This is a genomic window from Rhizobium sp. 007, from assembly GCF_015353075.1.
In the GTDB taxonomy this organism is placed as follows: Bacteria; Pseudomonadota; Alphaproteobacteria; order Rhizobiales; family Rhizobiaceae; genus Rhizobium.
Genome location: NZ_CP064187.1, coordinates 1470651 through 1494647, shown reverse-complemented (window position 1 = coordinate 1494647; position 23997 = coordinate 1470651). Strand labels below are relative to the sequence as shown.

26 protein-coding genes are annotated in these 23997 nt (G+C 59.4%); 6 read left to right on the top strand and 20 right to left on the bottom strand.

Features of this window, described 5'->3' with window-relative positions:
* Window positions 1-4 precede the first annotated feature (4 nt).
* From bamA to ISN39_RS07520, 11 genes are all read right to left on the bottom strand, one after another.
* The gene (gene bamA / locus ISN39_RS07570) at window positions 5-2347 is read right to left on the bottom strand and encodes an outer membrane protein assembly factor BamA (protein WP_074070253.1); all 2343 of its coding nucleotides are present in this window, start codon (window positions 2345-2347) and stop codon (window positions 5-7) included.
* Between the two features lie 194 nt (window positions 2348-2541).
* The gene (gene rseP / locus ISN39_RS07565; protein ID WP_022715489.1) at window positions 2542-3675 is read right to left on the bottom strand and encodes an RIP metalloprotease RseP; all 1134 of its coding nucleotides are present in this window, start codon (window positions 3673-3675) and stop codon (window positions 2542-2544) included.
* 29 nt (window positions 3676-3704) lie between these two features.
* Window positions 3705-4541, bottom strand: coding sequence for a phosphatidate cytidylyltransferase (locus ISN39_RS07560; protein ID WP_194729640.1), 837 nt, complete (start codon window positions 4539-4541; stop codon window positions 3705-3707).
* Between the two features lie 3 nt (window positions 4542-4544).
* On the bottom strand, window positions 4545-5288 hold the full coding sequence (locus ISN39_RS07555; RefSeq protein WP_194729639.1) for an isoprenyl transferase: 744 nt from the start codon (window positions 5286-5288) through the stop codon (window positions 4545-4547).
* A gap of 34 nt (window positions 5289-5322) precedes the next feature.
* Complete coding sequence (gene frr, locus ISN39_RS07550) at window positions 5323-5883, bottom strand: ribosome recycling factor (protein WP_022715486.1); 561 nt, start codon at window positions 5881-5883, stop codon at window positions 5323-5325.
* Between the two features lie 53 nt (window positions 5884-5936).
* Complete coding sequence (gene pyrH / locus ISN39_RS07545) at window positions 5937-6659, bottom strand: UMP kinase (RefSeq protein ID WP_022715485.1); 723 nt, start codon at window positions 6657-6659, stop codon at window positions 5937-5939.
* 95 nt (window positions 6660-6754) lie between these two features.
* The gene (tsf, locus tag ISN39_RS07540) at window positions 6755-7681 is read right to left on the bottom strand and encodes a translation elongation factor Ts (protein WP_194729638.1); all 927 of its coding nucleotides are present in this window, start codon (window positions 7679-7681) and stop codon (window positions 6755-6757) included.
* Between the two features lie 241 nt (window positions 7682-7922).
* On the bottom strand, window positions 7923-8687 hold the full coding sequence (rpsB, locus tag ISN39_RS07535; RefSeq protein WP_022715483.1) for a 30S ribosomal protein S2: 765 nt from the start codon (window positions 8685-8687) through the stop codon (window positions 7923-7925).
* A gap of 188 nt (window positions 8688-8875) precedes the next feature.
* Window positions 8876-9520: a metallophosphoesterase family protein gene (locus ISN39_RS07530; protein WP_074067977.1), complete on the bottom strand. Its 645-nt coding sequence runs from the start codon at window positions 9518-9520 to the stop codon at window positions 8876-8878.
* Between the two features lie 52 nt (window positions 9521-9572).
* Window positions 9573-10283, bottom strand: a complete 711-nt coding sequence (locus ISN39_RS07525; protein ID WP_194729637.1) for a pentapeptide repeat-containing protein — start codon at window positions 10281-10283, stop codon at window positions 9573-9575.
* Window positions 10284-10426: 143 nt separating this feature from the next.
* Window positions 10427-11266, bottom strand: a complete 840-nt coding sequence (locus ISN39_RS07520; RefSeq protein WP_194729636.1) for a cell envelope integrity EipB family protein — start codon at window positions 11264-11266, stop codon at window positions 10427-10429.
* A gap of 137 nt (window positions 11267-11403) precedes the next feature.
* On the opposite strand from ISN39_RS07520, the gene ISN39_RS07515 reads away from it, so the two are divergent.
* The 4 genes from ISN39_RS07515 (at window position 11404) to ISN39_RS07500 (ending at window position 14344) form a co-directional block, all read left to right on the top strand.
* Window positions 11404-11874 (top strand): RidA family protein, encoded by a 471-nt coding sequence (locus ISN39_RS07515; protein WP_194729635.1) that lies wholly within the window; start codon window positions 11404-11406, stop codon window positions 11872-11874.
* A complete protein-coding gene (locus ISN39_RS07510) occupies window positions 11871-12590 on the top strand; it encodes a glycerophosphodiester phosphodiesterase (RefSeq protein ID WP_194729634.1) in 720 nt (239 codons plus the stop codon). Before ISN39_RS07515 ends, ISN39_RS07510 begins: the two co-directional genes overlap by 4 nt.
* A 78-nt stretch (window positions 12591-12668) precedes the next feature.
* Entirely contained in the window at window positions 12669-13859 is a 1191-nt protein-coding gene (locus ISN39_RS07505) for a GNAT family N-acetyltransferase (RefSeq protein ID WP_074067969.1), read from the top strand.
* 53 nt (window positions 13860-13912) lie between these two features.
* Window positions 13913-14344, top strand: a complete 432-nt coding sequence (locus ISN39_RS07500) for an HIT family protein (RefSeq protein ID WP_194729633.1) — start codon at window positions 13913-13915, stop codon at window positions 14342-14344.
* A gap of 136 nt (window positions 14345-14480) precedes the next feature.
* On the opposite strand, the gene ISN39_RS07495 is transcribed toward ISN39_RS07500, so the two are convergent.
* The 8 genes from ISN39_RS07495 to ISN39_RS07460 all read right to left on the bottom strand — a co-directional run bounded on the left by ISN39_RS07495 (window position 14481) and on the right by ISN39_RS07460 (window position 21081).
* Window positions 14481-14675: a hypothetical protein gene (locus ISN39_RS07495; protein WP_194729632.1), complete on the bottom strand. Its 195-nt coding sequence runs from the start codon at window positions 14673-14675 to the stop codon at window positions 14481-14483.
* Between the two features lie 18 nt (window positions 14676-14693).
* Window positions 14694-17180, bottom strand: coding sequence for an ATP-dependent Clp protease ATP-binding subunit ClpA (clpA, locus tag ISN39_RS07490; RefSeq protein WP_074067965.1), 2487 nt, complete (start codon window positions 17178-17180; stop codon window positions 14694-14696).
* Between the two features lie 10 nt (window positions 17181-17190).
* Complete coding sequence (gene clpS, locus ISN39_RS07485) at window positions 17191-17544, bottom strand: ATP-dependent Clp protease adapter ClpS (RefSeq protein ID WP_027509391.1); 354 nt, start codon at window positions 17542-17544, stop codon at window positions 17191-17193.
* 260 nt (window positions 17545-17804) lie between these two features.
* Window positions 17805-18173: a phasin family protein gene (locus ISN39_RS07480; RefSeq protein WP_039844789.1), complete on the bottom strand. Its 369-nt coding sequence runs from the start codon at window positions 18171-18173 to the stop codon at window positions 17805-17807.
* 255 nt (window positions 18174-18428) lie between these two features.
* The gene (locus ISN39_RS07475) at window positions 18429-18839 is read right to left on the bottom strand and encodes a DUF3597 domain-containing protein (protein WP_194729631.1); all 411 of its coding nucleotides are present in this window, start codon (window positions 18837-18839) and stop codon (window positions 18429-18431) included.
* A 159-nt stretch (window positions 18840-18998) separates the two neighbouring features.
* Window positions 18999-19202, bottom strand: a complete 204-nt coding sequence (locus ISN39_RS07470; protein WP_022715471.1) for a DUF3126 family protein — start codon at window positions 19200-19202, stop codon at window positions 18999-19001.
* A gap of 136 nt (window positions 19203-19338) precedes the next feature.
* Window positions 19339-20169: a serine O-acetyltransferase gene (cysE, locus tag ISN39_RS07465; protein ID WP_039844787.1), complete on the bottom strand. Its 831-nt coding sequence runs from the start codon at window positions 20167-20169 to the stop codon at window positions 19339-19341.
* A 126-nt stretch (window positions 20170-20295) separates the two neighbouring features.
* Window positions 20296-21081, bottom strand: a complete 786-nt coding sequence (locus ISN39_RS07460) for an alpha/beta hydrolase (protein WP_194729630.1) — start codon at window positions 21079-21081, stop codon at window positions 20296-20298.
* A 156-nt stretch (window positions 21082-21237) separates the two neighbouring features.
* On the opposite strand from ISN39_RS07460, the gene ISN39_RS07455 reads away from it, so the two are divergent.
* A complete protein-coding gene (locus ISN39_RS07455) occupies window positions 21238-21483 on the top strand; it encodes a zinc-finger domain-containing protein (protein ID WP_028739675.1) in 246 nt (81 codons plus the stop codon).
* A 23-nt stretch (window positions 21484-21506) separates the two neighbouring features.
* Entirely contained in the window at window positions 21507-22655 is a 1149-nt protein-coding gene (locus tag ISN39_RS07450) for an FAD-dependent monooxygenase (protein ID WP_194729629.1), read from the top strand.
* On the opposite strand, the gene ISN39_RS07445 is transcribed toward ISN39_RS07450, so the two are convergent.
* Window positions 22656-23846, bottom strand: coding sequence for a cystathionine beta-lyase (locus ISN39_RS07445; protein ID WP_074067958.1), 1191 nt, complete (start codon window positions 23844-23846; stop codon window positions 22656-22658).
* Window positions 23847-23997: the final 151 nt, after the last annotated feature.

Genomic DNA, 23997 nt, shown 5'->3' with positions numbered 1-23997 from the left:
GATATCAGAATTGGTTGTTGATGCCAAACTTGAAGTACTGTGTTTGGTCGTAATCTTCCTTCACGACGGGGATCGCGTAGTCGACGCGCAGCGCGCCGAACGGCGATTGCCAGACAAGGCCAACACCGACGGACGCACGAAGTGCTGCGCTATCGCCTCTCACGAATTCTGGCGAACTCACGTCAACATCATTTCCAAACAATGTACCCGCATCAGCGAAGACCGCGCCACGAAGACCAAAGTCACGCGGGAATCCGGGCATCGGGAAGGTCGCTTCCGCCGAGACGGTAAAATAAGTCGTTCCTCCGAGCGGATCATCCGGTCCGCCACCAACGCGAGGACCGATACCCTTGTTTTCGAAGCCGCGGATGTCGTTGTTGCCCAATGTGAACTGGTCGAAGATGTTTAGGTCTTTGCCGAGGCCGACAACATGGCCCGCACCGGCCGCAACAGATCCAATGATATCGGCATCGTCAGCCAGCAGATGATAATAGCGCGCCTTCCCGTAGATCTTGTAAAACTGCGAGTCGCCACCCAAGCCGGCAATTTCCTGCGTCAACGTCGCGTATATCCCCTCGCGCGGGAGCGTCATGTCGTCGAGCGTGTTATAGGTCAGCGTATTGGAAATCGATGAACGGATCCAAGGTCCATCGTTCACAAGATCCTGATAGGGTGTCGAAAGATCGCTCAGATCGCTGCCGTCGGCATCGTAGTTCATCCGCTTGAAGTTGTAGCGGAACGTCGTCGCCAGATCCTCGGTGATCGGCGCCGTCGCGCGGAGAACGACGCTATCTTCGGTATAGTCGTAATTATCGTTGCTCGAGGTTTCGCTGTGATTGAGGTCGAAACCGGTCGCAAGGCGATAACCGAGGAAGTAAGGCTCGGTGAAGCTCAAACCATAACTCTGCGAGCCTTCGACACCGCCACCGGCAGAAACCCTGATATACTGGCCGCGACCCAGGAAGTTCTTTTCTTCAATGGACGCTTCCAGGATCAGACCGTCGCCGCCTGCGGCGTAACCGGCACCGATACCGAACGAACCCGTCGACTGATCCTGAACATCGACGATGACAACGACGCGGTCAGGCGAGCTGCCCGGCGCGGTCGAGATATTCACCGACGAGAAGAAGCCGAGCGCTTCGAGACGGCGCTTGGCCTTTGTGATCATCTGCTGATTGAAGGCGTCGCCTTCGCTCATGTCGAATTCGCGGCGGATGACGTAATCGCGCGTGCGGCTGTTGCCGCGGATTTCGATGCGCTCGATGTAGGCACGTTCGCCCTGGTCGACGAGGTATTCGACACCGATCGTATTGTTGCCGAGGTCGCGGTTGCCGCGCGGCGTCACGCGGGCGAATGGATAGCCTGCCGAAGCAACCTGATCCGAAATGGCTTCCATGGACCTCTGGACGTCCTTGGCGCTGTAGACTTCGCCTTCACGCGTCACTACCAGGCCTTGAAGCTGCTCGCCGGTTACGCCTTCTACGGTCGACTGTACGGTTACCGGACCGAAGTCGTAACGCGGTCCTTCCTCGATATTGAAGGTCAGCGTGTACTTGTTCGTGGCTTCGTCAAAAGTAGCATCCGAAGAGATGATCTTGAAGTCGGCATAGCCGCGGTTGAAATAGAACTGGCGCAGCGCCTCTTCGTCGGCATGCAGGCGATCTTCGCTGTAAACGTCCTTGCGGGTCAGGAACGAGAGGAAGTTCGAGCGCTTGGTGCTAATGACGGCAGCTAGACGACCGGTGCTGTAGGCATTGTTGCCCACGAAATTGATGGCTGCGATCTTCGTGCGGTCGCCTTCATCGATGACGAAAGCGAGGTTGACGCGACCTTCGCCAAGCGGAACGACCTGCGTCGTGACCTGCACTTCGCTGCGGCCCGTTGCCGCGTAGGCTTCCTTGATCGCCGCGATATCGGCCTGGATCAGCGCATCGTTGTAGGGACCGGAGGCATGCGTCTGTACAACCGAGGCCAGCTTGTCGTCCTTGACCTTGCGATTGCCGTTGAAAACGACCTGATTGACGAGCTGGGCTTCCTCGACGGTCACTACCAGCGTGCTGCCGGAGACGGAGATTTTGACATCGGAGAAGTACCCCGTGCCGTAGAGCTGCTTTACCGAGTCATCGATGTCGGTATTCGAGAAGTTCCTGCCTGGGGCGATGGTGAGATTGGACCGGACTGCCTCAGCGCCGACGCGGCTCGCTCCACGTACATCGATCCGCTGGATAACCGCTGCTTCCGCAGCCGTCGCAGAGACGATTGTAATTGCGCCTGCGCCCGAAGCAACAATACCTGCAGACAGCGCAACCGCCGATACTGCGTTCAAAAATCTTGAACCAGCCTTCATTTCACCCATTACCTTTTTTCTCGTCCCCGTCGCCGGGCGAACCCGATTCCGGCACGTGTGTCGTTTTACCCGCTTTTGCCCTACAAGCAAGGCAGCAAGTTAATTTCTGTTTACTTCATTTCGAAGCGTGACCCATTCGCCACTACAGCTTTGAAACATCGTAAATAAACGGTAATTTCCCTTCACCGCGCGCGTTAACCTATCAACGCGCTAATGTCGTTCCAGGTAGCAAAAACCATCAGTGAAAGGACCATAGCCAGACCAATGCGAAATGCAATTTCCTGGGCCGATGCCCCTAAAGGTTTACCCCTCACTGCCTCAATCGCATAGAACATCAAATGCCCGCCATCAAGTACCGGAACAGGCATCAAATTCAGTAATCCGATGGAAACGGACAACACCGCGGCAAGCTGAAGCAGGGCTGCAACACCAAGCGTTGCCATCTGGCCGGACGCCTGGGCCACGCGGATCGGTCCGCCGAGCTGATCGGGCTTCATGTAGCCCGCGAAAAGATTGCCGATATATTTGAAGGTACCGGTGACGATATGCCAGGTCTGAACGGCGCCTTCCTCCAAGGCTGCGAGCGGCGTATATGTCTGCACGCGGAAATGGCCGACCTCCTGGTTCGTCACGATGCCGATCAGACCGATCTCCATCTTGTTGCCGAACTGGTCCGTCATGTCGGTGCGCTTCGGCACCATCGGCAAGTCCATCTTCTCGCCGTTCCGCTCGATGGTAACGACGATCCGCTGTTCCGGGCGAACGCTTACATAGCGGCGCACATCGTCGAACGTATCGACCTTCCCGCCGTCGATTGCGATCAGCAGGTCACCGGGCAGGATTCCGGCCTCGGCGGCAGCGCTCTCCGGCTTCACTTCGGCGACGACCGGATCGGCGATCGAGCGGCCGTAGATCGAGAAAAGAACCGCAAAGATGATGATCGCCAGCAGAAAGTTGGCGATGGGACCTGCGGCCACCGTCGCTGCGCGCTTCCAGAGCTTCGCGCCGGCAAATGAGCGCGCTCTATCCGCTTCCGACATCGATTCGAGCTTATCCATGTCCGGCTTGCTCGAGGCGTCCTCGTCGCCGAAGAAGCGCACATAGCCGCCAAGCGGGATCGCCGAGATCTTCCAGCGCGTTCCATGCCGATCGGTAAAGCCCGCAAGCTCTGGTCCGAAGCCGACAGAAAAAGCGAGCACGCGGATGCCGCTCCAGCGGCCGACCAGATAGTGGCCCATCTCGTGCACGAAAACGAGCAGCGAGAGGACCAGAACGAACGGAATGATATAACCCGTTAGAAAGCCGAATATACCGGTCATGCCTTCCATAAATCCTTCCGCTGCGCCCTGCGCAGATATCAGAACCCGAACAAAGCGGCGCCAAGCGGCGCCATGCCGTCACCCTTTATCAGGGAAAATAATGTCGCGAGCAAGAAGGCTGCAAAACAAGCGAATATTAGCCCGTCGACGCGATCCATAACGCCACCGTGTCCCGGAATGAGATGACTGGAATCCTTCACACCGAATCGCCGCTTGATGAAGGATTCGAAGAGATCGCCTGCCTGGCTGCAGACGGAAAGAATGAAGGCGACGGCGGCCGCCATCAGCCAGTCCGCCTCGGGAATGAAGAAGTAGGCGATGACACTGCCCGCAATCACAGCCGAAACCGCGCCGCCCAAAGCGCCGGATTGCGTCTTTCCCGGCGAAATCCTCGGTGCGAGCTTTGGCCCGCCGACTGCTCGGCCGACGAAATAGGCAAGGATGTCGGTTGCCCAGACCACCGCGAAGACGAAGAGCATGGCTTGCAGCCCTGCAGCGTCCCCGCCGCGGATTTCGGCAAGTGCGATGCCGGTCAGTCCGGCATAGACGATGCCAGCCGGAAACCAGCGGCTGGCGCTCTGCGCCGCCACGAAGCCGACAGCAATCGCAAAAAAGAAAACAAGCAGGCTCAACGCAAAGTCGAAGCGTCCGAGCAGGATTGCAGCCGCGATCGCCGCCTGCCCCACCCAGCCTGCCACATTCGCGACCGGCTGTTCGGTTTGCAGCCGCGTGATTGTCGACCATTCATAATAGATAAGCAGGGCAATTACCGCCGAGAGCAGGCGGAAGGCGAAGCCGCCGTACCAGGTCACCGCGAGCACGATGATTGCCAGAATGACACCGGAGATAATGCGGAGTTTCAGTTCCTGCTGCATCAATCAGGTGCCTACTGCCGCGGCCTGCGGCGACAGGCCGCCGAATCGGCGGTCGCGCGCCGCGAACTTCTCGAGCGCGGCATAGAAGAGCTCCCGGCCGAAATCCGGCCAGTATTCCGGTACGAAGACGAATTCGGAATAAGCGGCCTGCCACAAAAGGAAGTTCGAAAGGCGCTCCTCGCCGCTGGTGCGAATGATTAGATCGGGATCGGGAATGCCGGCCGTATCCAGCCGGGCATTGACGAGCTCGGGTGTGATCTCCCGGGCTCGCAGCCGCCCAGCCTCGACATCTTCGGCAAGGCTCACCATGGCTCTGGCGATCTCGTCGCGCGAGCCGTAGTTGAAAGCGATGACCAGCGTCAGCGCGGTATTGTCCCGCGTCGTCTCTTCGGCTTCGAGCAGGAGGTTGAGGATATCGCTGCGAAGACTATGCCGGTCGCCGATGATCCTGATCCGCACATTCTGCGCATGCAGTTCGGCGAGGTCGCGCCGGATGAAGGCCTTGAGCAATCCCATGAGGTCGGAGACCTCCGCTTCCGGCCGGCGCCAGTTCTCTGAAGAAAAGGCAAAGAGCGTCAGGTACCTGATGCCGGCATCGCCTGCGGCGCGCACGGTCTCGCGAACGGCTTCCACACCTTTGCGGTGACCCATCGCGCGCGGCAGCCCTCGCTGCTTTGCCCAACGGCCGTTGCCATCCATGATGATGGCAACATGTTCTGGCATACTCAAGAATACTGGTTCCGACATTTCCCGTCCGGTCTCCAGGGGCGCAGGCAAAGCCCTAGACCTGCATGATTTCCTTTTCCTTGTCGGCAAGCAAGCGATCGATCTCGGAAATCATCTCATCCGTCATCTTCTGCACACGATCTGATTGCGCCCGGCTTTCGTCCTGGCTTATGACACCGTCCTTTTCGGCTTTCTTAAGGCCGTCCATGCCGTCGCGGCGTACATGGCGGATCGCAACCTTGCTTTTCTCGGCGTAGTCATGCGCGACCTTGACCAGCGACTTTCGACGCTCTTCGTTGAGTTCCGGCAAAGGAATGCGCAGGTTTTGGCCGTCGACGATCGGGTTGAGTCCGAGGTTTGACTCGCGGATCGCACGTTCCGTCGCGCTTACCATCGACTTGTCCCAGACGGATACCGAAAGCATGCGCGGCTCCGGCACGGTGATATTGGCGACCTGATTGAGCGGCAAGCGCGAACCATAGGCTTCGACCGTCACCGGGTCCAGGATGTTGGCCGAGGCGCGGCCGGTACGCAGCGACGCGATATCGTGTTTGAATGCGGAAATCGCGCCGTCCATGCGGCGCTTCAGTTCCTTGATGTCTGTAGCTTCAGTCATGCTCAATACTCCTGTCAGTCGAAGACGCGCGGCCGTCCAGCGCCGTCTCTCTATCAGTTGTCCGATACGATGGTCTTGAGGCCACCGCCCGTCAAGATTTCAGCAAAACCGCCTTTCTCGTGGATCGAGAAGACGATGATCGGAATGGAATTTTCGCGCGCGAGGGCGACAGCCGCGACGTCCATCACGGCAAGGCCCTTGTCGAGCACTTCCTGGTGCGTCAGCCGGTCGAAGCGCGTCGCAAACGGATCCTTCTTCGGGTCGGCGGAATAGATTCCGTCCACCTGGGTGCCCTTGAAGATCGCCTGGGCGCCCATCTCGGCGGCTCGAAGGGCTGCGGCAGAATCGGTCGTGAAAAAAGGATTGCCAGTGCCGCCCGCGAAGATGACCACGCGGCCCATCGACAGATGGTAGAGCGTCGCGCGCTGCGAGAAGCTCTCGCAGAGTTCCGGCATGGAGATTGCCGAAAGCACGACCGTATCGATGTTCAGCTTGCGCAGCGACGTTGCGAGCGCCAGCGCGTTGATCACGGTTCCGAGCATTCCCATGTGGTCGCCCGTCACTCGGTCGCCGCCCTTGGAGGCGACGGCTACGCCGCGGAAGATATTGCCGCCGCCGACGACAACACCGACTTCGACGCCCATCTGGCGGGCTTCGGCGATATCCGACGCGATGCGGTCCGCTACCGCAACGTCGATACCGAATCCCTGGCTGCCCATGAGCGCTTCGCCGGAAGCCTTGAGTAGAACGCGTTTATAGACAGGCTCTGACGACATCTTGGCTCCTCGTATGTTGGCATGATTGCCGGATACACGAAGGGCACCGCGTTGTCACGCGATGCCCTGCCGTTTTCACATTATATGAGGTTTTATCAGCCCTTGGCGGCAGCCGCGACTTCGGCTGCGAAGTCGGTTTCTTCCTTCTCGACGCCTTCGCCGAGCAGCAGGCGTGCCATGCCGGTGATCTCGATCGGCGCACCGACGGTTTTTTCAGCTTCCTTGAGTGCGGCACCGACCGTCAGGTCCGGATTGATGACGAAAGCCTGGGAAACCAGCGCGACTTCTTCGAAGAACTTGCGCATGCGGCCTTCAACCATCTTTTCGATGATGTTGTCCGGCTTGCCGGAAGCGCGCGACTGCTCGATGAAGACGTTGCGTTCGCGCTCGGCGACAGCGGCGTCGACTTCTTCCGGACGGATGGCGAGCGGCGAGGTCGCAGCGATGTGCATGGCGATCTGGCGGCCGATGGCGTTCAGCGCCTCCTTGTTGCCGGTCGACTTCAGCGCAACCAGAACGCCCAGCTTGCCGAGGCCGTCGGAAACGGCGTTGTGGATGTAGGTGGCGACGACGCCGTCCTCGACGGAGAGGGCAATCGAGCGGCGCAGGTTCATGTTTTCGCCGATGGTCGCGATCGCGTCCTTGATCGTGTCAGCAACGGACTTGCCGGAAGCCGGATAGGTCGCAGCAGCGACGGCCTCGGCAGAACCGTTGGTCGAAACGGCAACCTTTGCGATGCCGCGGACGAGATCCTGGAAGGCGTCGTTACGGGCAACGAAGTCGGTTTCGGAGTTGACTTCGACCACGACGGCCTTGGTGCCTTGGCTGGCAACGCCGACGAGACCTTCGGCAGCGGTGCGGCCCGACTTCTTGTCAGCCTTGGCGATGCCCTTGGCGCGCAGCCAGTCGATCGCCGCTTCCATGTCGCCATTGGTTTCAGCGAGAGCCTTCTTGCAGTCCATCATGCCTGCGCCGGTCTTTTCGCGCAGTTCCTTCACCATTGCAGCCGTAATCTCGGTCATAAGCTTCCTCTTGTCGGTTTACGGTGGTCCGCAAAATGCTCTGCGCCACCGGATTGAGGCACGAAATGTACCTTTATGTATGACAGCGTGATGAAGACGCGCCATATCAGAACTCGTTGGGCGGACCGGCCTGAACCTACCGCCCTAAAAAGGTCAAGGCCGCCGGAGCTTCGCAAAGTCTCGCGCGGCCTTTCCCAATCCAGTCAAGCTGGACGGACCTTTAGGCCCGTCCGCCTGTTTATCAGGCTTGAGCCTCGTCGAGCGTCGGCTCGATCGGAGCTTCAACGGAAGCGCCAAGGTCGCGGCCCGATGCGCTCTGCTGACGGGCGATACCGTCGATAGCGGCGCGGGAGATCAGGTCGCAGTAGAGAGCGATAGCGCGCGAAGCGTCGTCGTTGCCCGGGATCGGATAGTCGATCAGGTCCGGATCGCAGTTCGAGTCGATGATTGCGACAACCGGGATGCCGAGGCGCTTGGCTTCGTCGATCGCGATTTTTTCCTTGTTGGTATCGATGATGAACATCAGGTCCGGGGTACCGCCCATGTCCTTGATACCACCAAGAGCCTTGTCGAGCTTTTCACGCTCGCGCTCGAGGTTCAGACGTTCCTTCTTGGTGAAGCCCTGGGCTTCGTTGGAAAGGATTTCGTCGAGCTTGCGCAGACGCTGGATCGAGTTGGAGATCGTCTTCCAGTTCGTCATCATGCCGCCGAGCCAGCGCGAGTTGACGTAGTACTGGGCCGAACGCTTGGCCGAGTCAGCGATGAGCTCGGAAGCCTGGCGCTTGGTACCGACGAAGAGAACGCGGCCGCCACGGGCAACGGTGTCGCTGACAACCTGCAGTGCGCGCGAAAGCATCGGAACGGTCTGAGCCAGATCGATGATGTGGATGTTGTTACGATCGCCGAAAATGTACGGCTTCATCTTCGGGTTCCAGCGATGGGTCTGGTGGCCGAAGTGAACACCAGCTTCCAGAAGCTGGCGCATAGAAAAATCAGGCAATGCCATGCCTTTGACTCCTTTTCCGGTTGAACCTCCGCAAGGCGAACAGCATCCTCTTCGAAGATGCCACCGGCGGAAAAATCCGGATTTCTCCCGGACGATCCCATGCCTTACGTGTGGAATGCGGCTGCCCTTACCGTCGATCCGCCGAAAATGCAAGGCGTTCGCTCAAAAAAACTGGCATCTGACTGCCCCTAGCCCTGCACTTGGATAAACTCGACCGGTCCGCCGGCCAGCGAATCTTCAAACACGGCGCAGGAAAGCGGACCGCCGAACACGCATCCGCTGTCGATATTCGTGCGGTTGCCAACGGTCAGCGGATTCGCGTCCGAGGGCGTGTGTCCATGACACAGGTGTTTTCCCCAATAGTCGGCTGAATAGTCGTCGGGAACCCGAAGCCAGAGCAGGTCTTGGGGGGCCTGCATCTCCAGCGGTAAATCCGGAACAACGCCGGCATGCACGAAGATCCGGTGGCTATCGGCATACATCAACGACAACTGACTGGCCCACAGCATATGGTTTGCGGCTACTTTGCCCCCATAGGAAAGCTCCGTTTCAATCCCGCCGTTTTCCAACCACCAGATACGCTCGTCATCGTTAGCGCAGGCGCGCAGCATCATATCCTCGTGGTTACCCTTCAGACATACCCATCGCCAGGACTCGCTGCCCGATCCGTTCATCAGGAGATCAATCACTCCCTTGCTGTCAGGGCCGCGGTCGATATAGTCGCCGATGAAAACCACCGTGCCGGCGCGTGCGTATGCCCCGATGCGATCAAGCATCTCTCTCAACGGCTCCAGGCAGCCATGGATGTCGCCAACCGCAAATGTGAAATTCATGCCGGCGCCTCCCGCGGGACATTGATTTCATTGCCACCGTTTGCGCGCTCACTCAGTCCGTTGCGCAGGGCCAGTTCTTCGGTATCGTAAGACCGGCAGGAAGCTTGGTCGACGTATCGCCGCAGGCCAGTTCGATCTGCGACTGCTGAAGCCCGGTTGCTGCGGAGAGATCGAGCCCCTCTATTCTCGTCAGGAACATGAAGGCGCGATCGAAATCGATCGAACCTTCGAAGCTCGCGCCGCTGAGATCGGCGCGGGAGAGATTGGCAAGCGCAAACCTGGCTCCGGTCAATACGGCCGTTTCAAAAGTCGCGCGCCCGAGCTCGGCCTTTTCGAAGTTCGCACCTGAAAGCTGTGCGCCAGTGAAATCCGCGCGCTGCAGCTCAGCGCTGATGAAGGAAGCGCGCTGCGCCGACGCATTCTGGAACACGACCCGGTAGGCTTCGATCTTGTCGAATCTGGCCTCGTCGGCCTTTGCACCTTCAAGCCAAGCCCGTATCAGGGTCGCTTTCTCGAGGTTTGCCGCGGCAAGGTTCGCATTCTTGAGGCTGGTCTGCGACAGATCCGTGCCTGCGAGACTGGCTTTTTCGAAGTCGCTGCCTTCAAGCATCAGGTTCTTCTTGGTGCATTCGCTCCAGTCAACGCCTGCGTTAGGCGTGTCGTGGCAATCGGCCGCCATCACATGACCGCCCGATACCGCGGCTGCAGCAGCAAGGAGCGCCACCGCAAGACCTGAACGTGCAATCCGTGACAAGTTCTTCATATCCCACCCCCTATCGGCCCCGCCCCGTCAACGGCGGCAGGCCCGCGCAGGACAACGTCCGTCCTGCACTTCTATTATGCACCAGAAAAAGAGAAATAGGGCATAACACGTTGTCTAAGATGCGCCTCCATGCCGCCAGCGGTTCACTTGCAGGTGTCGGCCTTGTTATCCAGCATTTCCAGCTTCGCGAGCCTGCCGGTCAGAACGAAATCACCATAATCCATGGTGAGATCGCGCGTAATGCCGTTCTCATAAAGCTTGAATGACATGCGATAGACCGGTAGCGCGTCTGATTTCGTATTCTCGTTGAAATAGGAGATCGTCACCGGCCAGACGGCCGTCTTGGAAAACGCGCCGGCATTGCCCGCATCCGCCTCGTCACCGGCAACCGGCGTAATCTGCTTGCCGACCACGGTCGTCGTCGCCAGGGGCTTGTCCCCATCGTCCGAGCCATCGAAGACGCGGGCTTCAAAGAAACGCCTGCCCGCCTTGGCATTCTCGATCACGTCGAGCATGTGCTCGGTCGGGAAGCGGCTTTCGGCAAGCTGCAGTTCCTTGCTTTGAGGGCGGGTCAGATCGACTGTCACGCCGTCCGGCTTGTCGTTTGCCTCGCCGTTGACTTCCTTGTCGAGCTGATCGTCCGTGAAAGACTTCGTTTCGAAGGTGAAGCGGCGGTCCTTCACGTTTTCGAAGGTCTTCGTCTGCTGGTCGCTGACGCGGGTGCTGTCGCCGGTGTTGATCTGCGTCACGAAGCGGAAATTGGTGGTGAAGCCGTCGCAATAATTGCCGTTGAATTCGTAGACCATGCGGCCGTACATGCCGGCGATGCCAGAGCGCTCGGTCGCGTCCTTCAGTTCGAGATCGTAGATCGCCCGGTGGGCGACAAGACCGGAGGCGATCGCAGCGCCGGAGGCAGGCGCGGCCGCCCAGGCACCTGTTGCGACGCCGGCAAGAAGAAGGGCGGCAAGACTCGGTCGGAACATCCATTATCTCCTGTTGGACTCGGCCGCGATGTTATAAGAACGCTTTCGGCCAAATCGAGGCTCGAAACCGTCATACGCAAGATTCTAGTCCCGATGCATAATTTTTTGAAGAACTGAAACAAAAAGCGGAGACGAAAATGTCGATTGAAATCGCGGCCCGCCTGACGGAAATGGGGATAACTCTGCCGGAAGCCGCCGCACCCGCTGCCAATTATGTTCCCTATGTGATCAGCGGCAACCTTCTCTACATTTCCGGCCAGCTTCCGCTCGAAGGCGGCAAGGTCGCCGTGAGCGGCCATCTTGGCAGGAATGTCGACGTTCCCGCCGGCCAGCGCGGCGCTGAGCTTTGCGCCATCAACATTCTCGCTCAGGCGAAGGCTGCGCTCGGCGGCGATCTCGGCCGCATCAAGCGCGTCATCAAGCTCAACGGCTTCGTCGCCTCTACCCCGGAATTCGTCGAACAGCATCTTGTCATCAACGGTGCATCAAACCTGATCGCCGGCGTCCTCGGCGGGGCCGGAAAGCATGCCCGTGCCGCCGTCGGCATGGCGGCGCTGCCGCTCAACGCCGCCGTCGAAATCGATGCCATCATGGAAATTGCGTCATGACCTCCGCCGCCTGGATCAAGGAACTGCCGGTCGCCCATCGCGGCTACCACGACACCAACAAGCTCGTCTGGGAAAATACGCTCACCGCCTTTGCCCGCGCCGTCGAAGCCGGCTTCGCGATCGAATGCGATCTCCATTATGCCTCCGATAGCGTGCCGGTCATCTTTCATGACGAGAACCTCGAACGTCTCTGTAGCATAAAGGGCGATATCCGCGAGCGCACCTCCAGGGAACTCGGCCTGCTGTCCGTCGGCGGCACGACCGACAAGATCCCGACGCTCAGGCAATTGCTCGATCTCGTGAAGGGCAAGGTTCCGCTCGTCCTCGAACTCAAGGGCCGCGAGGCGGATGACGAGGGCTTTGCCGAAGCGGTGGTCGAAGTGCTGGAAGGCTATGACGGCAAGGTCGCGCTCATGAGCTTCGACCATTGGCTGCTGCGCGACCTCAAAGCCTTGAACGCGCCCTACCCGCTCGGCCTTACCGCCGGCGGCAACAAGCCGGAAGAATTCGCCAACCACGAACGGGCCATGGAAATCGGCCTCGATTTCATCTCCTATTTCTTCGCCGATCTGCCGAATGCCTTCATCACCGGCCAGCGCGCGAAGGGCATCCCGGTCATCACCTGGACGGTCCGCGACGAGAAGGCGCGCAAGCACACCGTCGAGAATGCCGATCAGATGACGTTCGAAGGTTTCGATCCCCGCGGTTCGGTTTGACGCTCGCTTTTTGGACAAGATCGTGCGCAGACTGAAGGGGAGCCAATATCCTCCTCCCAAGGGCCTCGCATTTGCTCCATGACAGACGAACTATCGATCCGCGTCGAACGGTCCTTCACCGCGATTTCCCCGGAGAGCTGGTCCCGGCTTTCCGGAACGTCCAAGGAAGGCAAGGCGCTCGCCTATAACCCCTTCCTGTCGCACGCCTTCCTCTCCGCGCTCGAAGAGTCAGGCTCTGCCACCGCGCAAACCGGCTGGCTCGGCCATCATCTGCTGCTTGAGACGGACAGGGGCGAGCTGATCGGCGCTCTGCCCGGTTATCTGAAGAATCACAGCCAGGGCGAATACGTCTTCGACCACGGCTGGGCAGATGCTTTCGAGCGCGCGGGCGGGCGCTATTATCCGAAGCTGCAATGTTCGATCCCGTTCACGCCGGCGACCGGTCCGCGCTTGCTCGTTGCCGAGGGCCTTGAACGGCGGCCGATCCAGAACGCCGTTGCCGACGGCCTGAAGGAAGTCGTCCGTCGCCTCGGCGTCTCCTCGGCGCACGTCACATTCGTGCCTGAAGACGAGATCGGCGTCTTCGAGACCGACGGCTACCTGCACCGGACCGACCAGCAGTTCCATTTCATCAACGAGGGCTATGCCAATCACGAGGAATTCCTCGAAACGCTGGCCTCGCGCAAGCGCAAGGCGCTGCGCAAGGAGCGCCGCACGGCGCTCGAAAACGGCATTAGTATCGACTGGCTGACCGGCAGCGATCTCACCGAGCGCATCTGGGACCAGTTCTTCGCTTTCTACATGGATACCGGCGGCCGCAAATGGGGGCGGCCATACCTGACCCGCAAGTTCTATTCGCTGATCGGCGAGCGTATGCCCGAAGATGTCCTGCTGGTGATGGCCAAGCGCAACGGCCGCTATATAGCGGGCGCCATCAACTTTATCGGCGGCGATACGCTCTACGGCCGCCACTGGGGCTGCGGCGAAGACCATCCCTTCCTGCATTTCGAGGTCTGTTATCATCAGGCGATCGACTTCGCGCTCGCCAAGGGCCTGAAGCGCGTCGAGGCGGGCGCGCAGGGCGAGCATAAGCTCGCGCGCGGTTACCTGCCGGTGACAACACATTCGGCGCACTATGTCGCCCATGCCGGCCTGCGGCGCGCGATTGCCGACTATCTGGAACGCGAACGCGAGGACGTCGAGCACATGAACGAGATCCTCGCCGAGCACAGTCCGTTCCGCAAAGGCGAGCGGCAGCAGGAGGATTGACGCTCGCGCCTTTGCTGCGCTACCCGATCACCGGAGAACGAGGAGATTTCGAGATGACCAGCGCCGCTTACGATGACAGCAATATCTTCGCCAAGATCCTGCGCGGCGAGATCCCGTCGCACCGCATCTACGAGGACGAGCATACGGTAGCCTTCATGGACGTCATGCCGCAGGCCCCCGGCCATGTCCTGGTCGTGCCGAAGGCGCCGTCGCGCAATATTTTCGATGCCGACCCCACGGTCCTCGCGCAGACGATTCCCGTCGTCCAGAAGATCGCGAAGGCCGTGAAAGAGGCTTTCGATGCCGACGGTGTCCTGGTCTGCCAATTCAACGAACCGGCCGCCGGCCAGAGCGTCTTCCACTTGCACTTCCACATCATCCCGCGCCACGAGGGCGTTGCCCTCAAGCCGCATTCCGGCAAGATGGAGGATGGCGGCGTGCTTGCCGCGAATGCCGAAAAGATAAAGGGTGAGCTTGGGAACTAGTTTCAGGAACTATTAATTTTGCAGAGCCCGTCGAATGACTGCGGCGAGCCCAGCCTTGACCGTTCCGAACTTCGAGCAGCTGAGATCGGTCAAGATCGGCGTACACGTGTCAGAAAGGAAAGGCTCTTCAGCCTTATCAGTCCGTCCGGTGGAGATACACGTAGGTTTCCCGCCTGTCGATTTTCGGCGGGTTCGCGACCTCCCGCCAGGGGTCCAGAGACCGCTGATCGCGCCAAAGCTCAAAGATGTTGACACGCTCAGTTGGAGCGGCCTTGCGCCCCTGAAAAAAACCTAGAAAAATCAAAGGCCGCATCGCTGCGGCCTTCTTCATTCACGTCACGGCGACGGACTATTTCCTCCGCGGTACCTTCGGCACTGCGCTCGCCTTCTTCGGTGCGTCCCTGACCTCAGCCTTCGCCTTCTTCACCGCCGTCTTCTTGGCTTTTGCCTTCGTCTTCAGCTCGCCGTCATCCTCGTCGTCGGTTTCCGGATGAACGGTTTCGGCTTCCGGCTTCGGCTTGATCGGCGCGGATTCGGGGATCGCTTCGAGGATGATACCGGGCTTGCCGTCTTCCTTCGGGCCGACCGTGACGTTCACGACGCCGCCCTTCTTCAGCTTGCCGAAGAGGATTTCGTTCGCCAGCGGCTTCTTGATCGCATCCTGAATGACGCGGGCAAGCGGGCGGGCTCCCATCTTCTCGTCGTAACCCTTTTCCGCAAGCCAGTCGATCGCTTCCTCCTGCAGGTCGAAAGTGACGTTGCGTTCAGAAAGCTGAGCCTCCAGCTGCATGATGAACTTCTGCACGACCTTGTGGATGACGGCCGTAGGCAGTGACGCGAAGGGAATGATCGCGTCGAGACGGTTGCGGAATTCCGGCGTGAACAGGCGGGTCAGCGCCTCCTCATCCTCGCCGGTGCGCTTGGACGAACCGAACCCGATTGCGGCCTTGGCCATTTCCGACGCGCCCGCATTGGTCGTCATGATCAAGATGACGTTGCGGAAGTCGATCTTCTTGCCGTTATGGTCGGTCAGCGCCCCGTGGTCCATGACCTGCAGCAGGATATTGTAGATATCCGGATGCGCCTTCTCGATCTCGTCGAGAAGGACCACGCAATGCGGATGCTGGTCGACGCCGTCGGTCAAAAGCCCACCCTGGTCGAAGCCAACATAGCCGGGAGGTGCGCCGAGCAGACGAGAAACCGTGTGCCGTTCCATATATTCCGACATGTCGAAGCGCAGCATCTCGACGCCAAGCGACGACGCGAGCTGCTTGGCCACTTCCGTCTTGCCGACGCCGGTCGGGCCGGAGAAGACGTAGGCGCCGATCGGCTTGTTCGGCTCGCGGAGCCCGGCACGCGCCAGCTTGATCGAGGTCGAAAGGGCTTCGATTGCCGTATCCTGGCCGTAGACCACCGAGCGCAGTTCCTGCTCCAGGTTGGCGAGAACGGCTTCGTCGTCCTTCGAAACGCTCTTTGGCGGAATGCGGGCCATCGTCGCGACCGTCGCCTCGATCTCCTTTTCGGTAATCAGCTTGCGGCGCCTGGATGGCGGCAGCAGCATCTGAGCGGCACCCGTTTCATCGATGACGTCGATCGCCTTGTCAGGCAGCTTGCGGTCGGAGATATAGCGGGCCGACAGCTCGACCGCCGACTTGATGGCGTCGTTCGAGTAGCGCAGGTGGTGGTACTCTTCGAAATAAGGCTTCAGGCCCTTCATGATTTCGATCGCATCATCGATCGACGGCTCGTTGACATCGATCTTCTGGAAACGGCGAACCAAAGCCCGGTCCTTCTCGAAGAACTGGCGGTATTCCTTGTAGGTCGTCGAACCGATGCAGCGGATCGCGCCGGACGAAAGCGCCGGCTTCAGAAGGTTCGATGCATCCATCGCGCCGCCAGAGGTGGCGCCCGCACCAATGACGGTATGGATTTCGTCGATGAAGAGCACGGCCCCCGGATATTCTTCGAGTTCCTTGACGACCTGCTTCAGGCGCTCTTCAAAATCGCCACGGTAACGCGTGCCGGCAAGCAGCGTGCCCATGTCCAGCGAGAAGATGGTGGCGTCGGCGAGCGCTTCCGGCACCTTGCCTTCGACGATGCGCTTGGCGAGGCCCTCAGCAATCGCCGTCTTGCCGACGCCCGGATCGCCCACATAAAGCGGGTTGTTCTTGGAGCGGCGGCACAGCACCTGGATCGTACGGCTGACTTCCGAGTTACGGCCGATCAACGGATCGATCTTACCGCTCTTGGCCTTCTCGTTGAGATTGACGCAATAGGCCTTCAGAGCATCCTGCTGCTTCTTGGCGCCACCTTCATCCTCACCGCCGCGCGATGCAGTCGGCTTGCTTTCCGCTTCCTCGTCGGCGCCCCGCGGCGTGCGCACTTCCGAAGAGCCCGGGCGCTTGCCGATTCCGTGGGAGATGTAGTTGACCGCGTCGTATCGGGTCATTTCCTGCTCCTGCAGGAAATAGGCCGCGTGGCTTTCGCGCTCGGCAAAGATCGCGACAAGGACATTCGCCCCCGTCACTTCTTCGCGGCCGGACGATTGCACATGGATCACGGCACGCTGGATGACGCGCTGGAAGCCAGAGGTTGGCTTGGAGTCCTCGTCATATCCGGTGACCAGATTGGAAAGTTCGTTGTCGACGTATTCGATCAGCGTCTTGCGCAGCGCGTCGAGGTCGACATTGCATGCACCCATGACAGCTGCCGCATCGGCATCGTCGATCAAGGCGAGCAGCAGATGCTCGAGCGTCGCATATTCGTGATGCCGCTCGTTGGCAAAGGTCAGTGCCTGATGGAGCGCCTTCTCAAGACTAGGCGAAAATGTTGGCACGTTGAGATCCTCACTTCTTTTCCATGACGCACTGCAGCGGATGCTGGTGCTGACGGGCGAAGTCCATCACCTGGCTTACCTTCGTCTCCGCTACCTCGTATGTAAATATCCCGCATTCGCCGACGCCGTGGTTATGGACATGAAGCATGATGCGGGTGGCACTTTCACGATCCTTCTGAAAAAAACGCTCCAGAATGTGGATGACGAATTCCATGGGAGTGTAGTCGTCATTCAGGATGAGCACGCGGTAGAGATTAGGCTTCTTGGTCTTCGGCTTTGTGCGTGTGATGACCGAGGTTCCGCGATTTCCGTTGTCCCCGTTCCTTTCGCTGTCGTTCTGCATCCGGATCGGCTTTGCGATCATTGTCATTCATTCCTCGGTCTATCCGGTGGTGCATGGGAGGCTGCTTTACCCGCCGGATATCTGAAACACTAACTTAGTTCATAATAGAGCGATTTTAAGCCCCTTGTTTGCGACTGCAATCACAATTCCGCAGGACTCGACGCAAAGACTAAAAAAGTCCCATTCGAATTCTTGAAGGGCTTCTGGAAACAAAAAAAGACCGGCCGCAGATGCGTTGCCGGTCTTCGTTTTTCAAGGGTGCGCTGTTCGCACCATCGCATTTAGGCAGCTGCGGGCGTCACCTGAGGAGCCTTGGGCGACTTCGCGGACGGAGCCGATACCGGCGGTTCGTAAGGCTTATAGGCGCCCTTGGCGAGATCGGCGTACATTTCCCCCATCTTCGTCGCCTCGGCGATAAAATTCTCGTAGGAAGACTTGATGAAGCCGGTCTGCAATTCGAAGACCGTTTCGAAGCTTCGGGCGCCCGAGAGCGTCTCGAAATGATTGACGGCGTCCTGGAAGGATTTCTTGGAATATTCGGCAGCTTCGGTGGCGATCGCCTGGACGCCCTTGGCCGTGTCGGAATAGCTCTTCAGCATCGTGTCCATGGCTTCCTTGCTCTTCCGGCTCGTGTCGTCGAAGTTGAACATGTTTTCGTCTCCTCCTTTTGTGGTACTTGGCTGTTGCAAAAGGTAGCTGCGTCGCACAAATAGTCAAGCGATTTTGTGCGTTGCACAACTACCGGGGATTGCATGACGCTGCTCTAAAGCGCCTTGAAAAAAGAGCAACGTACGTCGCCGATTGATTTTCAAAACATATATCAGGGGTCCACAACCTGAGGCTTCATGCTGAGGCTTCATAAAAAATTTCGCGAAGCCACAATCTTGAGGTCGGCAAAGGCTGTCTCAATCCATCAGATCTGCGGGAACCTTGCCGCCATTTTCGGACAGCTTCTTCATGAGCGCCTTGTGAAGAAACATGTTCATTTTGGCGGAATCGCCTGTGTCTCCCGAATATCCGAGCTCCGCGGCAAGTTCCTTGCGCTCGGAAAGGCTCGCATCCATACCGACCGCTTTCATCAGGTCGACGATCGAGTGCCGCCAATCCAGCTTCTGTCCGCTCTTTTTGACGGCAGCATCGAGAATCGGAACGATATCGACCGTCGTGGGCGCGGTCGTTGGGGTTACGGATGGTGCTGCCGATGGCGCGGCCGGCCTTTGCGCAGGTTCCATTTTCGGCGCGGCCGCCTCGGTCACCGGTGCTGCCTGCGCTTCGCCGCCGAAAATCGCGTTCTTGATTTTATCGAAAATACCCACGTCTCATCCTCCAATTTAGTTTGGTTGCATTCGCAGAAACTAAAATGGGGCGGAGGACGAACTCATCCAGCGCGGATGGCTAAATTGTTGCCGAGCAGGCTGCCGACGAGCCGATGCCGTCCGGCAAGGCAAGCCGCAATGATGCGGCCCGCCCTAAGATCAGAGATCGACGTCGAGGATCGCCATCGAAAAGTTGTAGGAACGATCGCCGTCTTCGTCGTCGACATAGACGACACCCAGGAATTCTTCGCCGAGATAAACTTCCGCGGAATCATCCTTGCGCGGGCGCGCCTTGACGACGATCTGCGGATTGAGCGTCTTCTTGAAATAGGCGTCGAGCTTCTTGAGTTCTTCAGGCTTCACACTTGGTCTCCTAGCGGTCTTCGTTGGCCGCTTCTTGCACAGGAAAAGCGGAGCTGTAAAGGTTGCCGGGGCATATCTGCCCCGGCTTTCCCCTCAGGATTTCGCCAGCTTTTCCGTTCTGACAAATATAATCGGATCAGATATCGGCGCCGATCACCTGGTCCATGATGCGCGACGGTTCCGAACACCCGGCCTCCCCGACCACCTTCGCCGGCACGCCAGCAACCGTCGTCTTCGGCGGGACGGCCTTTAGAACGACCGAGCCGGCCGCCACACGCGAGCAATAGCCGATCTGGATATTGCCGAGAATCTTCGCGCCCGCCCCGATAAGCACGCCGCTGCCGATCTTCGGATGACGGTCAGCACCCTCCTTGCCCGTGCCGCCAAGCGTGACGCCATGCAGGATCGAGACGTTGTCGCCGATTACCGCCGTTTCGCCGACGACGAGGCCGGTCGCGTGATCGAGGAAGATTCCCCGGCCGATGCGCGCTGCCGGATTGATGTCCGTCTGGAAGACGCTGGACGACCGGCTCTGCAGATAGAGCGCCAGATCCCGGCGCCCGTGATTGAGGAGCCAGTGGGCCAGGCGATGCGTCTGCAGCGCATGGAATCCCTTGAAATACAGCACCGCCTCCATGAAGCGCAGGCATGCCGGGTCGCGGTCGTAGACGGCCTGAATATCGACGCGCAGGATATCGCTCCATTCCGGCCAGTCTTCGAGCATTCCGTCGAAGACCTGGCGAAGCAGCGTCGCCTGCATGTCGGGATGGTCGAGGCGTTCGCAGATACGATGAATGACGCATTCTTCCAGCGAACGGTGGTTGATCACCGTCGAATAAAGGAAAGCCGCCAGCACCGGATCCTTCTCGGCAGCAACACGCGCTTCTTCGCGCAGGCTGTCCCAGATCGGATCCATGACCTTCAGCGGGTTTGGTGCCTCAAAACGAACGTCAGTCTTCGCGACCATTCCAGGTCTCCTCGTTTCCGTCGGAACAACATTATATAGGGCATAATGCCCAGAACATAAATGGGTGCCGGTCCTATGCTTTTTTAGGATGATTTTTCGGTAATCACGGCACTCTGAGACGGACTGTCACCGCCCGGCGACTCTCTCATAGAACTCTAGAACCGCCTTCTTGAATACCTTGTCTCCAACCGCCAACATATGGTCGCGGCCCGGAATGTCCAGCGCCTCGGCATGCGGCATCAAGCCCGCCAGTTCCTCTGCCGAACCTGCAATATCGTCTTTTGTTCCAACGCCGATCAAAGTCGGCGCATCGATCCTGCCCATGTCGGCCCGCGCCACGAGATCGCGCGATCCCCGGATGCAGGAAGCGAGCGCCTGCCGGTCGCTCCTGGTCTGCTCAGCGAAGGCGCGGAACATGCGCCCGCGGGAATGCGTGACGTCGTCCAGCGAGGGCGCGAGCAGCGCATCGGCAATCGGATCCCAATCGCCGACGCCATCCGTCATCCCGATGCCAAGGCCGCCGAGCACCAGCGAACGCACGCGATGCGGATGGGCAAGCGCCGTGAAGACCGAAATCCGCGCGCCCATCGAGTAGCCCATGACATTGGCTTGCGGAATGCCTAGATGGTCGAGAAGCGCCACGGCATCTTCCGCCATGATCCACGGCCGGTAGGCTTCGGCATCGTGCGGTTTGTCGCTTTTCCCGTGGCCGCGATTATCCATCGCGATCACCCGATAGCCTGCATCGCCCAGCGTCTTCACCCAGCCAGGATGCACCCAGTTGACGTTGGCGGTCGAAGCAAAACCATGAATGAGCAGCACCGGTGGGCCGTTGGGATCCCCTTCGTCGAAAAAGACAAGTTTCAGGCCGCCGTGGGTGAAACTGGAAAATGCGGGCGTATTCAGATTCATAATGCCGTCCTTTTTGGCCGGACCATATTTTATCGAGCAGCGGAGGTGAACCCTCGCCGCGCCAAAAAACCATGTGCCGTGCGGCGCTTTGGCTCTACACATTTGAGGCGAACGATTATAATGTCCGCGCACATTTCAAAGCATTCGGAGACAGACATGGCCGGCCACAACATTCCCCACTTCCAGAACGACGGCGGACACCGCGTAATCGAAGTCGGCGTGAAGGAGTTCATGTGCACCGGCGCATCCGTGCCCTTCGATCATCCGCACATCTTCATCGACATGGGCGACGACAACGAAAAGGTCTGCTCCTACTGTTCGACGCTTTATCGCTTCAACGGCGCGCTGAAGCCGAGCCAGACGAACCCGGCCGGTTGCGTCTTCCACGTCAAGGCAGCGTAAATTCACTCAAGATCGGACATCAGATGCCGGTCGAACACGCCGCCATCATCGGCGCCGGAACTGCGGGCCTGACCGCGGCTCTGGCCCTGGCTAAACGCGGCATCAGTTCGGATATTTTCGAGCAGGCTGCCGCGCTTGCAGAGGTCGGCGCCGGCCTGCAAATCTCGCCGAACGCCTCGCGTATCCTCGCAAAACTCGGCGTCCTGCAGGACATCGAAAAAGTCTGGCTCGAGCCGCAATTCATTCGCCTTTTCTCCGGCGATACGCTCCGCCCGCTTGCGGCCGTTCCCGCAGGCGACTTCGCTCGCATCCGCTGGGGCGCTCCCTACGGCGTCGTGCACCGCGCGACGCTGCAGGGGGCGCTGCTTACGGCAGTCGAAGCAAACCCTCGTTGCACGATCCATCTCGGCCATCGGATCGCCCCGGGCGCACTTCCTGAAACCACCCGCCGGCCGGATGTAATCATCGGTGCCGACGGCGTCTGGTCGACGCTGCGGCAGTCGATCAAGGGAAGTCCCTCGCCGCACTTTTCCGGCGACATAGCCTATCGCTTCACGATCGCCGGCAATTCCGCGCCGGCGTTCCTCGATCGCGCCAATGTCTCGGCATTCCTCGGGCCGTCGGCCCATCTCATCTGCTATCCGCTGAAGGAGACCGGCAGCCTCAATCTGGTCGCCATCACGGCCGGCAATGCTGCGCCGCAGGACTGGCGCAACGATCCAACGGAGCAGCAATTGAAGCAGCTCTCATCGCGCTTTTCCGGATGGAGTGCCGATATCAAATCACTGTTCGGTGACGCCCGGATTACCTTCTGGCCGCTCTACGAGGCGACGGAGGGCAACTGGCAAAACGGAAGTGACACCGTCCTTATCGGCGACGCGGCTCACGCCATGACGCCTTTTGCGGCCCAAGGCGCGGCGATGGCAATCGAAGATTCCTACGAGCTCGCGGCGCTGCTTGCAGCCCATCCTGTAAAGGAAGCTCTGCTTCGCTTCGAACAACAGCGCGCGCCGCGCGTCGCAAAAATTCGCAAGCGCGGCGCCTTCAACCGCTTCGCTTATCATGCCCGCGGTCCGGTGCGCATCGGCCGCGATATCGTTCTTTTGCTGAAGGCGCCGCAAAGCCTCGCGGCGGATCTCGACTGGGTCTACGGCTACCGTCCGACCGACTGATCAGACGGCATTGGCGGCTGCAAAACCACGTTCGATATCGGCCTTGATGTCTACCACGTCTTCAAGACCGATCTGAAGCCGGATGACGGGCCCTTCCTGCGGCGCCTTGCGGATACGGCGATCATTGAGATTGACGTGGACTGCAAGGCTCTCGAAGCCGCCCCAGGAATAACCCAGGCCGAAGATCTGCAGTGCGTCGAGGAAAGCATGCGCCTTCGCCTTGAATTTCTCCGGCGCATCGGCTGCGAGCACGAAGGAGAAGATGCCGCTCGCTCCCTTGAAATCACGCTTCCAGAGTTCGTGCGACGGGAAGCTCGACAGAGCCGGATGCAGGACGCGCGCGACTTCATCCCTGCCCTCAAGCCATTTGGCGATCGTCAGCGCGCTTTCATAGTGCCGCTCAAGCCGTACACCCATGGTGCGCAGGCCGCGCAGGATCTGGTAGGCGTCGTCCGGAGCGCCGCAAATGCCGAGCGTGATATTGGCTTCCTTCAACTGCTCCCAATGCGTGGCATTGGCCGAAACCGTGCCCATCAGGATGTCGGAGTGGCCGGAGGGATATTTTGTCGCGGCGTGGATCGAAATATCGACGCCGAAGTCGAGCGGCCGGAAATAGACCGGGGTCGCCCAGGTATTGTCCATTGCAACGACCGCACCATGCTTGTGGCCGATTGCGGCAATTGCCGGAATGTCCTGCATTTCGAACGTATTCGACCCTGGCGCCTCGGTGTGCACCAGCTTCGTGTTCGGCTTGAAAAGCTGCTCGATGCCGGCGCCGATCGCCGGGTCGTAATATTCGACCTCGACGCCGAGACGCGTCAGCAGCGTGTCGCAGAAATGCCGCGTCGGCGTATAGACCGAATCGACGATGAGAACATGATCGCCGGACGAGAGAAATGCGAGCAACGGCACAGTAACGGCGGCAAGGCCCGTAGGAACCAGGATCGTTCCGGCAGACCCCTCAAGCGCATTGATTGCATCGCAGAGCGCATCCGTCGTCGGCGTCCCGCGGGTGCCGTAAGTATATTTCTGCGACCGCGTCTCCATCGTCCTGGCATTGGGGAAGAGCACCGTGGAGGCATGGACGACCGGTGGATTGACGAAACCGAAGTAGTCCGAAGGATCGTTGCCGATATGCGTCAGGCGCGTATTGATGCCCGCGTTCTGCAGTAAATTGTCTCTGTCTTTCATAATCTGGAATGGCCCTTGGCGGAATGATGCAAAGCTGCACTTCTGGACCCGCCCCGCAAAACGGTCAACCCCGGCGAAGGCTACGCAAATTCCCCAGTTCGTTACTTTATCAGATATATCAGTGGATTACGCGACAATTTTCCGCAAAGGG

What these genes read in the sequence shown, in the direction of transcription:
- bamA (WP_074070253.1), bottom strand. Translation starts at nt 2,347, where the DNA reads ATGAAGGCTGGTTCAAGATTTTTGAACGCAGTATCGGCGGTTGCGCTG.
- rseP (WP_022715489.1), bottom strand. Translation starts at nt 3,675, where the DNA reads ATGGAAGGCATGACCGGTATATTCGGCTTTCTAACGGGTTATATCATT.
- ISN39_RS07560 (WP_194729640.1), bottom strand. Translation starts at nt 4,541, where the DNA reads ATGCAGCAGGAACTGAAACTCCGCATTATCTCCGGTGTCATTCTGGCA.
- ISN39_RS07555 (WP_194729639.1), bottom strand. Translation starts at nt 5,288, where the DNA reads ATGTCGGAACCAGTATTCTTGAGTATGCCAGAACATGTTGCCATCATC.
- frr (WP_022715486.1), bottom strand. Translation starts at nt 5,883, where the DNA reads ATGACTGAAGCTACAGACATCAAGGAACTGAAGCGCCGCATGGACGGC.
- pyrH (WP_022715485.1), bottom strand. Translation starts at nt 6,659, where the DNA reads ATGTCGTCAGAGCCTGTCTATAAACGCGTTCTACTCAAGGCTTCCGGC.
- tsf (WP_194729638.1), bottom strand. Translation starts at nt 7,681, where the DNA reads ATGACCGAGATTACGGCTGCAATGGTGAAGGAACTGCGCGAAAAGACC.
- rpsB (WP_022715483.1), bottom strand. Translation starts at nt 8,687, where the DNA reads ATGGCATTGCCTGATTTTTCTATGCGCCAGCTTCTGGAAGCTGGTGTT.
- ISN39_RS07530 (WP_074067977.1), bottom strand. Translation starts at nt 9,520, where the DNA reads ATGAATTTCACATTTGCGGTTGGCGACATCCATGGCTGCCTGGAGCCG.
- ISN39_RS07525 (WP_194729637.1), bottom strand. Translation starts at nt 10,283, where the DNA reads ATGAAGAACTTGTCACGGATTGCACGTTCAGGTCTTGCGGTGGCGCTC.
- ISN39_RS07520 (WP_194729636.1), bottom strand. Translation starts at nt 11,266, where the DNA reads ATGTTCCGACCGAGTCTTGCCGCCCTTCTTCTTGCCGGCGTCGCAACA.
- ISN39_RS07515 (WP_194729635.1), top strand. Translation starts at nt 11,404, where the DNA reads ATGTCGATTGAAATCGCGGCCCGCCTGACGGAAATGGGGATAACTCTG.
- ISN39_RS07510 (WP_194729634.1), top strand. Translation starts at nt 11,871, where the DNA reads ATGACCTCCGCCGCCTGGATCAAGGAACTGCCGGTCGCCCATCGCGGC.
- ISN39_RS07505 (WP_074067969.1), top strand. Translation starts at nt 12,669, where the DNA reads ATGACAGACGAACTATCGATCCGCGTCGAACGGTCCTTCACCGCGATT.
- ISN39_RS07500 (WP_194729633.1), top strand. Translation starts at nt 13,913, where the DNA reads ATGACCAGCGCCGCTTACGATGACAGCAATATCTTCGCCAAGATCCTG.
- ISN39_RS07495 (WP_194729632.1), bottom strand. Translation starts at nt 14,675, where the DNA reads ATGAAGAAGGCCGCAGCGATGCGGCCTTTGATTTTTCTAGGTTTTTTT.
- clpS (WP_027509391.1), bottom strand. Translation starts at nt 17,544, where the DNA reads ATGATCGCAAAGCCGATCCGGATGCAGAACGACAGCGAAAGGAACGGG.
- ISN39_RS07480 (WP_039844789.1), bottom strand. Translation starts at nt 18,173, where the DNA reads ATGTTCAACTTCGACGACACGAGCCGGAAGAGCAAGGAAGCCATGGAC.
- cysE (WP_039844787.1), bottom strand. Translation starts at nt 20,169, where the DNA reads ATGGTCGCGAAGACTGACGTTCGTTTTGAGGCACCAAACCCGCTGAAG.
- ISN39_RS07460 (WP_194729630.1), bottom strand. Translation starts at nt 21,081, where the DNA reads ATGAATCTGAATACGCCCGCATTTTCCAGTTTCACCCACGGCGGCCTG.
- ISN39_RS07455 (WP_028739675.1), top strand. Translation starts at nt 21,238, where the DNA reads ATGGCCGGCCACAACATTCCCCACTTCCAGAACGACGGCGGACACCGC.
- ISN39_RS07450 (WP_194729629.1), top strand. Translation starts at nt 21,507, where the DNA reads ATGCCGGTCGAACACGCCGCCATCATCGGCGCCGGAACTGCGGGCCTG.
- ISN39_RS07445 (WP_074067958.1), bottom strand. Translation starts at nt 23,846, where the DNA reads ATGAAAGACAGAGACAATTTACTGCAGAACGCGGGCATCAATACGCGC.